Source organism: Candidatus Dadabacteria bacterium, assembly GCA_026706695.1.
In the GTDB taxonomy this organism is placed as follows: Bacteria; Desulfobacterota_D; UBA1144; order Nemesobacterales; family Nemesobacteraceae; genus Nemesobacter.
In genome coordinates this window covers 1-9,380 of the sequence record JAPOYE010000049.1, presented here as the reverse complement: position 1 = coordinate 9,380, position 9,380 = coordinate 1, and the positions used below count along the sequence as shown (strand labels likewise).

12 protein-coding genes and 1 other RNA gene are annotated in these 9,380 nt (G+C 47.3%); 5 read left to right on the top strand and 8 right to left on the bottom strand.

Going from position 1 to position 9,380, the window contains the following annotated elements:
* Positions 1-361: hypothetical protein (locus OXG10_03725; GenBank protein MCY3826477.1), on the bottom strand; the 361-nt coding region annotated here is incomplete at its 3' end.
* Between the two features lie 371 nt (positions 362-732).
* Here OXG10_03725 and OXG10_03720 point away from each other — a divergent pair.
* Positions 733-1,581 carry an IS1595 family transposase gene (locus OXG10_03720; GenBank protein MCY3826476.1) on the top strand — a complete coding sequence of 283 codons (849 nt, stop codon included), beginning with the start codon at positions 733-735 and terminating at the stop codon, positions 1,579-1,581.
* Between the two features lie 33 nt (positions 1,582-1,614).
* On the opposite strand, the gene OXG10_03715 is transcribed toward OXG10_03720, so the two are convergent.
* The gene (locus OXG10_03715; GenBank protein ID MCY3826475.1) at positions 1,615-1,941 is read right to left on the bottom strand and encodes a hypothetical protein; all 327 of its coding nucleotides are present in this window, start codon (positions 1,939-1,941) and stop codon (positions 1,615-1,617) included.
* A 9-nt stretch (positions 1,942-1,950) separates the two neighbouring features.
* On the bottom strand, positions 1,951-2,490 hold the full coding sequence (locus tag OXG10_03710) for a hypothetical protein (GenBank protein ID MCY3826474.1): 540 nt from the start codon (positions 2,488-2,490) through the stop codon (positions 1,951-1,953).
* A gap of 105 nt (positions 2,491-2,595) precedes the next feature.
* Between OXG10_03710 and OXG10_03705 the strand changes: the two genes are divergently transcribed.
* Complete coding sequence (locus tag OXG10_03705; protein MCY3826473.1) at positions 2,596-2,955, top strand: STAS domain-containing protein; 360 nt, start codon at positions 2,596-2,598, stop codon at positions 2,953-2,955.
* 141 nt (positions 2,956-3,096) lie between these two features.
* Here the strand turns inward: OXG10_03705 and ssrA are convergent.
* The 5 genes from ssrA to OXG10_03680 all read right to left on the bottom strand — a co-directional run bounded on the left by ssrA (position 3,097) and on the right by OXG10_03680 (position 6,696).
* Positions 3,097-3,447: a transfer-messenger RNA gene (gene ssrA, locus OXG10_03700) on the bottom strand.
* A gap of 9 nt (positions 3,448-3,456) precedes the next feature.
* A complete protein-coding gene (gene smpB / locus OXG10_03695) occupies positions 3,457-3,912 on the bottom strand; it encodes an SsrA-binding protein SmpB (protein ID MCY3826472.1) in 456 nt (151 codons plus the stop codon).
* 44 nt (positions 3,913-3,956) lie between these two features.
* Positions 3,957-4,406 carry a D-aminoacyl-tRNA deacylase gene (dtd, locus tag OXG10_03690; GenBank protein ID MCY3826471.1) on the bottom strand — a complete coding sequence of 150 codons (450 nt, stop codon included), beginning with the start codon at positions 4,404-4,406 and terminating at the stop codon, positions 3,957-3,959.
* Positions 4,407-4,439: 33 nt separating this feature from the next.
* On the bottom strand, positions 4,440-5,528 hold the full coding sequence (gene alr, locus OXG10_03685; protein ID MCY3826470.1) for an alanine racemase: 1,089 nt from the start codon (positions 5,526-5,528) through the stop codon (positions 4,440-4,442).
* A 247-nt stretch (positions 5,529-5,775) separates the two neighbouring features.
* A complete protein-coding gene (locus OXG10_03680) occupies positions 5,776-6,696 on the bottom strand; it encodes an outer membrane beta-barrel protein (GenBank protein ID MCY3826469.1) in 921 nt (306 codons plus the stop codon).
* Positions 6,697-6,874: 178 nt separating this feature from the next.
* On the opposite strand from OXG10_03680, the gene OXG10_03675 reads away from it, so the two are divergent.
* The 3 genes from OXG10_03675 to OXG10_03665 all read left to right on the top strand — a co-directional run.
* Positions 6,875-8,041, top strand: coding sequence for an MFS transporter (locus tag OXG10_03675; protein ID MCY3826468.1), 1,167 nt, complete (start codon positions 6,875-6,877; stop codon positions 8,039-8,041).
* 152 nt (positions 8,042-8,193) lie between these two features.
* On the top strand, positions 8,194-8,475 hold the full coding sequence (locus OXG10_03670) for an SRPBCC family protein (protein MCY3826467.1): 282 nt from the start codon (positions 8,194-8,196) through the stop codon (positions 8,473-8,475).
* Between the two features lie 248 nt (positions 8,476-8,723).
* The coding region (locus OXG10_03665) for a methylenetetrahydrofolate reductase (protein ID MCY3826466.1) at positions 8,724-9,380 on the top strand (657 nt) is incomplete at its 3' end.

The window sequence follows — 9,380 nt, the reverse complement described above, 5'->3', positions numbered from 1 at the left end:
TGAAGCTTGGTGCGTGCCTGTTTCTGCTTCTCGGCTTCGGGAATCCCTTCTTGCCGGCCATGGCTTCTCCAAGCGCGTCGGCAAAATACTTGAGAGTATGTTTTATGGGGTTGGCAGGAAGTTCCAGAAGCCAGTCCGTCTCGTGTCTTAGCCTGGTGAACTCAACGCCGAGGGAGAAATAATTTGTCTTCGGTTTTTCTCCCTTGCCGTTTTTGAATGCCTGGTAGTCAGTAAGGTTTTTCTCCCTGAAATGGTTCCAGACGTACCGACAGGCTCCGGCCACCTGGAACATCTTCCTTGCCTTCGCCTTAGCGGCAGACAGAACGACAAACTCTACTGTGCGTATTTCTTTAACAGTCATGATAATGCGGTTTAGTCAAGTATATAATTCCCTTTGCGCTTATTGGTTCACAAATTTACAGAAACTGTACCTAAAAGGTAGACACAATGCTTATAGACAAGTATGTCGACAATTTTTAAAATGGGAATCACATAAAAGGTCATCAAGACACTCTGTAACCCGATGCACAATTAAGGTAGATTAGCAGTCCACTCCTCAGAGATTCCGAGAGTCTTCTCCAAAAAGCACCTGTTTTCAGCATCCGGGAAGACTGTTACGTAACTCCCTGTGCTAATTAGCAATCACCAACTTTCGGATAATTAAACATATCGCAATTATCCCCTTGACACAACAACCTCCCTCGGGTAGATTATTACCATAAGGGGGTTGAAATGAACTTTTATCAATTTCAAGAACAGTTTCCAAATGACGATGCGTGCCTTGAACACATGCTCGTTACCCGCTACGGCGGACGGCAATTTCACTGCCCGAAGTGCGGAGCGCTCAGCAAATTCTACAAAGTAGAGCGTGACCGGGCTTATGTCTGTCAGCACTGCAAGCACTTTATTTTCCCCTGCGTAGGGACTCCTATGGAACGTTCCCGCACTCCCCTTCACAAGTGGTTCTATGCTATGTATCTGTTTTCCACTTCCCGCCACGGTATCTCCGCCAAAGAGCTTGAACGGCAGGTGGGAGTTACCTACAAGACGGCGTGGCGCATGGCTCACGAAATTCGCAAGTACATGGCCGAGGTGGACGATGAGCATCCGCTTGACGGCGATGTAGAAGCTGACGAAACCTATATAGGCGGCAAACGCCCAGGGAAAAGAGGTCGAGGAGCGGACGGAAAAGCGGTTGTGTTCGGAATGCTTGAACGCGGTGGGGAACTCATGGCTAAGGTCGTTCCCAATGTTCGCAAAAGAACCCTGCAACCCATCATTGAAGAGAACGTACTGCCGGGCAGCACAATGCACACTGACGAGCTTCGCTCCTATCTGGGGCTTGTCCGTGCCGGATACAGGCATAGAACGGTTAATCATGAAGCCGGGGAGTATTCCCGTAACGGTTGCCATGTTAACACCCTTGAGGGCTTCTGGGCTCGCCTTAAACTTTCGATTCAGGGGACTCATGTTCACGTTTCTCCGAAGCATCTTTGGAAGTATGTAAAGGAATTTGAGTATCGCTACAACCGGCGGAAGGATCCCGCTTCGATTTTCTCCGATCTGGTGGAGAACCTCTAAGTATCATTGCTTCCAGCAGGGCGTTGAATCGGATTATTTGTGTTTTTTGCATTTGCCTTTGTAACAGTATTCTACTAGAAGTTTTGGCCATGACAGGTTTTCTTGGTCGAAAGCGAAGACTTTTTTGAAGTAAACAAGACCGTTTTTACATGTGATTCTATTGATAATCCATGGGGTTTCGTTGCGGGCGTGTTCGTTTATGATGCCGTCAACATCCACGATTTCGTTACATTCCCAGCCGAAACTCTGAAGAGCGAAAGCATCCTTCTTCCAGAGCTCTTTTCGTTCAGCATCAGTTATCGCACTCACTGGAACAGCGAGTAAGGCAAACAGGAAGCTAAGAACCAGTATTTTTCGCATTTTTCCTCCCTATGAATATAAAAAGCGTAAAAAATTAAGGTAAGCCCCGCACAAAACACCAATGGCAAACGCCCAACCTCTTCGTTTCCAAATCCCATGGGGTTTATTCAATATACGATTGGCTTTTCTCACACCGTATTCTTGAATTAAAACAATGGAATTGTTAGCGTCTTCTATTAACGCCTGTGCAGTATCTTCGTCTTTGACCGATCCGGCTGTCGGAAACCATTGTTTGTAGGTTTTTACGGCTTGAATAAAATCCTTTAGTTTGAGTTGACTATTCTCAATTTTTTCAAGGAGTTTTAATTTTTCTTCTTTCGATATATCTTCTTTACCGGGATTGTTTTCGCGGTCCTTTTTAAACTCTGATAGGGACTTATAATTATGTGCAAAATCCCTGATGAACCTTAATTCGTTGATTGTTTCGTGTTTCTTCTTAACTGCCAGGTATATTCTATCCATCACAAGTGCACCTATAATAGAAACCACGGAAATAACCAAATCCGACTTGTCCCAGCATGCCCAACAAACTGGATTCCAGTATTCCATGTTTTCATTCTATCAACCGTCCTCTGTTGTGTCAAGGGGATAATTACGAAACATATAGTCTTCCATCTTGATTGCAGTGCTATAGTCAGATAGATTGCTGGAAGAATGGTCATTCAAAACAATCAAGTCAGGTTGCAGGCCGATCATATCAAAGGGATCTTGGTAATAAGTGCAGCCGGTCAAATTCACGGCGTGAACGCACGGCAATTCCACGATAACCTGTACAATGAAATTATTGCCCCTGGCAATTTTGTAGTCCTGGATCTTGAAAAGCTGTCCTACATCAATAGTGCGGGATTGCGTTCAATTCTGATTGTTGCAAAAGCACTCCAAGGTAAAAATACGAGATTCGCATTGTGCTCCTTGTCTGATTCCGTAAAAGAAGTCTTCAAGATCGCAGGTTTTGACAAAATCATTGAGGTGTTCGAATCTCGTTCTGATGCTATAGCTACAATAGCAGATTAAAGCGACGCATTACGAAGAAGCAGTCGCTAAATCCTCGGAGTTTAGAGGCATATACCCTGTCTGCGTGTGGGATATAAAGGGGCTTAATCTTTATTTATTTCCTAAGAATTTCTTTATTTTGAGGTAGTTATAGAAATAAGATGGTGGAGGCGCCGGGAATCGAACCCGGGTCCGGAAAAAGTTTCACCAGGCTTCTACATGCTTATCCTGTCTTTTGAATCAGACGGCAAAATCACCGGCAGGCAGGTTTTTTACCGCAGTCCCGAGTAAAATCTCGCTGGCAAGCGCCCCGGGAATCACGTACCAGCCATCCCGCTTAAATTACGCCTCAGAAAGCCCAGCGGGCATGACGTTCTGAGACGTCGCAGTTCTTTTAGGCTGCGAGTGCGTTAATTGGTTCGGCACTTATCGTGCTTGATCAGTTTTACGAGTTAACCAAGCTCGGCATGCGGCACAAGCTTCCCTGTTTCCCGTCGAAGCCGAATCGCCCCCGTGTCTAAGTTATGAACGTTTCAAAGATCGTCTAACGGCTTTCTGCATATCTCTTTGGGCCTCGCGACGTTTTATATCCTCTCTTTTATCTCTCGTCTTCTTACCTTTGGCAAGGGCCAGTTCGAGTTTTGCAATACCGTTTTTAAAATAAATCCTTAGAGGAATTAAAGTGTAACCTCTAATGCTGGTTTTTCCAATCAGCTTCCTTATCTCGTGGGAGTTCAGCAGAAGCTTTCTCTCCCTCGTCGGTTCATGGTTAAGCCCGCTGGCGGCATCATAAGGAGCTATGTAGCAGTTAACAAGTCTGGCTTCGCCCTCCCTTATGAGAGCAAAGCTTTCCTTGACGCTGGCGTTTCCGTTTCTAAGGGATTTAACCTCGGAGCCCTTGAGTATCAGACCCGCTTCGTACTTCTCCTCAAATATATAATCCCTGTGAGCGGTAGGGTGATTGCATACGGTCTTCATCTATCCTAATAATAATCCGCCGCAACAAAATAACCAGTATGAACTCAGAAATCCTTGGAACTGTCAATAAGAAGCGTGACTGGACCGTTGTTCACTATATGAACATCCATTGTTGCCCCGAAAACGCCGGTTCTGACCAGGATTCCACGTTCCGCGATCTCAGCGATAAAAGATTCGTAGCACCGCCTCGCGAAATCCTCGCCAGCGGCCCGCATGTAAGAAGGCCTTCTGCCTTTTCTGCAATCACCGTAGAGGGTAAACTGGGAAATAGCCAGAACCTCTCCTCCCGTATCCTTGATACTCAGATTCATTTTGCCCGAGGAATCCTCAAATATTCTCAGACCAGCTATCTTCTCCGCTACATAAGCAATGTCTTTTTGCGAGTCATCTTTCTCAATTCCAACAAGAATCACCATTCCCGGGCCGATGCTGCCGACTACATTCCCGTCAACGCTGATTGATGCCCTCGTTACCCTCTGTATAACAGCTCTCATCGCAGATTTTCTCAGACTAACAACGGCAACAAATCACACGTAACGCCTCGGAACCCTCGGCGAAATCCGTGACAAGATTTCGTAAGGTATGGTTTGGGCCCAGGAAGAGACATCCTCAACGCTCACGAGCCCGTCTCCGAAAAGCACTGCTTCGTCTCCAACACGGATACCCGGGATATCCGTTACATCGACCATGATGAAATCCATGCAGACGGATCCTATAAGGGGAGCGAGTCTCCCGCAAAGAGAAACTTTCGCTCTGTTTGAAAGGGCTCTTGGATAGCCATCGGCATACCCAACCGGAAGGGTCGCAACCAGTGTTTCCCTCCCAGCAACGAAAGTCCCCCCGTAGCCGACCGAGGTGCTAGGGGGGATCTCTCTGAGCTGTACTATCTTTGTTTTGAGTTTCATAACGGGCCTCAGAGTAACCTCCCCCATGCTGCCTGAACCGTAAAGCATTATCCCGGGTCTCACTATATCCATATGAGAATCTGGAAATCTCTGAATGGAGGCGCTGTTTGCTGAATGGGAGTAGCGGTATTTAACTCCCAGCTCGTCAAGGAAAAAGAGACTCTCTCGGAAAATCCCAAGCTGATAATCCGTATAGTCGCTTTGGTGAATCTCAGAGGAGGCAAGATGCGTGAAAACACCCTCAAGCATTACTCCAGGAAGCTTGGCGGCTGAAGCAAAAAAAGATTCCATGTCGCCTACTCCCACTCCAAGCCTGGTCATGCCCGTATCGACCTTCAGATGATAACTGACTGTTTTTCCGCACTCAACAGCAGCTCCAGAAAGAGCTTCGAGCACATCAACGGAGTAGCACGCAGGAGTAAGTGTGTTTTCTACGGTTACCCTAGCTTCCAGGGGATCAATACCTCCCAGAAGAAATATTTCGCCCGTTATTCCGGATTCCCTGAGCTGCAGAGCCTCGGGAACCGTAGCTACCCCGAGCATGTCCGCTCCGCCATTAAGGGCGGCTTCGCTTACCCTTACGGAGCCGTGTCCGTAAGCGTCGGCTTTCACAACCGCCATGACTCGGACGCTTTTGCTGACAAGTCTTCTTACTTCGCCAAGGTTCGATCTGAAAAAATCAAGACTGATTTCAGCCCAAGTAGGTCTCATCGCCCGGAAGTTCCCAAAAAGCTGAATGACGGAACCGCTCTTATTCGCTCCACGCAACGGCCGTCCGCCTGAACCGCAAACGCGGAATATACACAGAGGAAATCTCGGGCGCATGCCCTATGAACCGTAAAAAACCCAAGAGCGCCCCGAACATCGCCGTCACTAAACACCGCCCCGCGCAATACCCAGTCGCGGAAATCCCGCTTCCCCTAGACAGGGAGGCCAGAACACAGAGCTGATCTTAAGCTCAGAATGCCAGTCTTATTCCGCCGCCCAAGTAATGCCCCGCGAACTCGGTTTCCACAGTACCGCCGGTTATCTCGCCGGCGAATTCCGGGTTCTCAAAGGAAGCCAGATAGCGGTAATCAACACTCAGTGTCACGTCTGAACCGTTACCGGGTCCGTCAATCTTGTAACCCAGACCAGCTCCTACCTGATAAGCGAAGACAGAATCACTGTCATCAATCAGAACAGTGCCGGTCGCAGCACCTTCGGCCGATTCCACATCCGTTGAGAGATTCAGCACACCCAGTCCTGCCCCTACGTACGGAACAAGTTTTCCGTCCGGATTCAAGTCGTAATAAGCGTTTATCATGAAGGCGAACGCGGAAACCGGACCATCAATATTTTTTTCGCCCTTTGCCGCCTCTTTAACCGCTTCTTGCCCATCTGACGGAAGACTGTTATAGAAGTCGCACCCCCCAGCAAGACATACAAGGCTTCCCGGTTCTTTTACGTCCATTTCATTAATACAACTGTATATGTAGCCTGCTTCGGCCTCAAGACGCAGCCCGTTTCCAAAGTCGTAACCCAGAAGAAAGCTGAAATTGTATCCTCCGTTATCGCTGGCGGTACCTGATAACGGACCATACTGCTCAGACCCAGGCGCCGAGAAATCAGAATCACCAAGGAGAAAAAAAGAACCGCGGGCTCCGACAGTAAACCCTCTTGAGGTCTTTTCAGGAACTTCCTCAACCACCGGAGCTTCAACCACAGTTTCGACAGGTGGCGCCTCGGCAGGCATCTCTTCGATGTTGCTGTCCTGACGAACGTCAGGCGGCAATCCCCCGGCTAAAACCACGTATGAGCCAATCAGCATGGAAAACAAAAAGACAAAGAAACTGACGCGCAAGAAACGGTCCTTCACAATCTCGAAAAATGATCTCATGTAACTAAAACACCTCCGCTAAGGGAATTATGACTATATACTGATTGTCAGTGGAATTTTCTAGGTTAGTATTTTCCCCTTCATAATATCTTAACAGTTTGTCGTTGTCAAAAACGGTAAATACCCTAACCTTTTTATCCCGAGCCATTTAAAGGCGAAAAAACGATAGAGGGTCTGCATGAAACTGAACAGAAATGAGCTCCGAGGCGTTGTGGTAATAGGAACGGTCATATCGCTCAGACTGCTGGGCATATTCCTGATAATCCCGGTTTTCAGCATATACGCGACAAACTATGAGGGAGCGACACTGTCATCAGCCGGAGTCGCGTTCGGAATATATGCCCTTACACAGAGCCTGCTGCAGATACCTTTCGGCATGGCGAGCGACAGATTCGGAAGAAAGCCGGTAATAGTGTCGGGACTTCTGATTTTCTGCCTAGGAAGCATCCTCTGCGGGTTCGCGGATAATATCTGGGAACTCATAGCAACTAGGGCGCTTCAGGGAAGCGGCGCAATAGGCGCAGTCGCCATAGCATCTCTCGGGGACTCAACAAGAAACGAGGTAAGGGCTCAGTCCTTTATGCTGACCGGAATGATAATCGGAACAGCGTTTATAATTTCCCTCATAATCGGTCCGGTGCTCGCAGGAAAATTCGGGTTTGAAAGCCTTTTCTTCATCCTCTCAGCCTTGGGATTGATGGCGGTGTTCGTTACTGTTTTCATGTTCCCGGAACTTCCAAAGAAAAAAGCAAGGGACAGAAAAGAAATTCTTCTTAAGCTCAGGGAACCGGAAATGGGAAAAATTCTTTCCTCAACCTTCATAACATCGCTCTGCCTTAACCTTGTTTTGTTCATCTACCCTCTAGACTGGAAGAATATCGGCACCAGCCCCCAAGATCTGTGGTCCGTCTACCTAGTAATACTCGCCCCCAGCGCACTTCTGGCTAACGCCTACATCAGAATCTCAGAAACAAGAAAGAAATTGAAACAGGCAACTAGGTTCGGGCTTTTCTTTTTAGTAGCCGCCTTTTTAATCTACCTGCTCCGAGCATCTGACAGTATCACACTCTACCTCGCGGGGGCGGTGTTTTTTCTTGGATACTCCATATTTCAGTCCATACTACCTGCGTTTGTTACGCAAAGAGTCTCCTCGGAGAACAGGGGTGTGCTCTCCGGTTTTTTCAACCTGGCAAACTTCATGGGAGCCTGCGTTGGGGGAATGTCCGCCGGTATACTCTATGAGACACACCAGTCTTTACCCCTGATATTCGGACTTTTGTTCTTGATACTGTGGAACTTCGTCGGGCTTCCCGGACCACCGCTGGACCAAGCAGAAGAAGAATGAAGATATATACTCTCAAGAGAACAGAATTCCTGCCGGTTTCGATTGAAACAGCTTAGGATTTTTTCTCCAACCCGAACAATCTTCCCAAGATAACTCCCTCGGGACTCAAACTGCGGATAACATCTGAGACAGAAGAAAAAATATATCCCGGCATGATAATCACTTACACCGTAACGCCCATCCCTTTTTTCACAAGCACCTGGACAACGGAAATAACTCAGGTCGATCCACCGCACTATTTCGTTGACGAACAGCGATTCGGACCCTACAAGTTCTGGGACCACAAGCATTTTTTTGCACAGGCCGGAGAGCAGACGCAGGTCCGGGACCTCGTTCACTACTCTCTGCCGTTTGACCCAATCGGAAGATCGGCAAATCCGCTTCTGGTAAGCAGGAAACTGGATTCCATTCAATTACAGAAGCGCGTGCCTTAGAAAATTGTTTGGAAATCGAGAGGAATAGCTTAAACTTTCCCCGCTACAGTATCAGCTTGATGTGTAATATAACGCAAGGTATATTGAGCAAGCTAGATTTACATGTAAGAGGACACGGAATTCCACGAGGTAGATTATGTCCGTGGGCTTGACCCGGCTATTTTGATTACAGCACTTTTGGACTTCGAAAACCCGTTGGAAATTGAAAGAAAGACCACATTGCAAACTCTGGTTCTCGAGGAAAAACCGTGAATTTTTCTGAATACAAAAACAAAAAAAAAGATGCTCCTCTTATATCTTTTGAGGTCTTTCCTCCGAAAGACGATCCTGAATTCGAAAAACTCAAAGATGCTCTTGCGAGACTCGCCGAACTTTCGCCCGCCATAATAACGGTAACACATGGTGCCATGGGAAAGGGGCGGAAAAGAACGGCTGAAGTTGCTTCCTACATAAAAAACGTTATAGGGATGGAGAGCGCCTGTCACCTGACCTGCATAGGATATTCCGAAAAGGAAATAGATCTGATGCTCGGGCAGATTGAACAGGAGAAAATACGCAACATAGTGGCCCTCAGGGGAGATATTCCGAAGGAAAATGGCGAGAAGCTGCTGTCCGAGGGGGCTTTCCAGCACGCAAATCAGCTCGTGGAACACATAAGAAAATACGAAAAAGAAAAACCGCAGCGGTTTTCCGTAGCAGTCGCCGGCTATCCGGAAAAACATATTGAATCCCCAAATTTTGAGGAGGACATATCCAATCTCAAAAAAAAGGTGGATGCCGGAGCCGATATCATAATTACTCAGCTCTTTTTCGATAACCGTTACTATTTTGATTACGTCGACAGAGTAAGGGCAGCAGGAATATACCTTACAGTAATCACGGGTCTTATTCCCGTGCTCTCATCA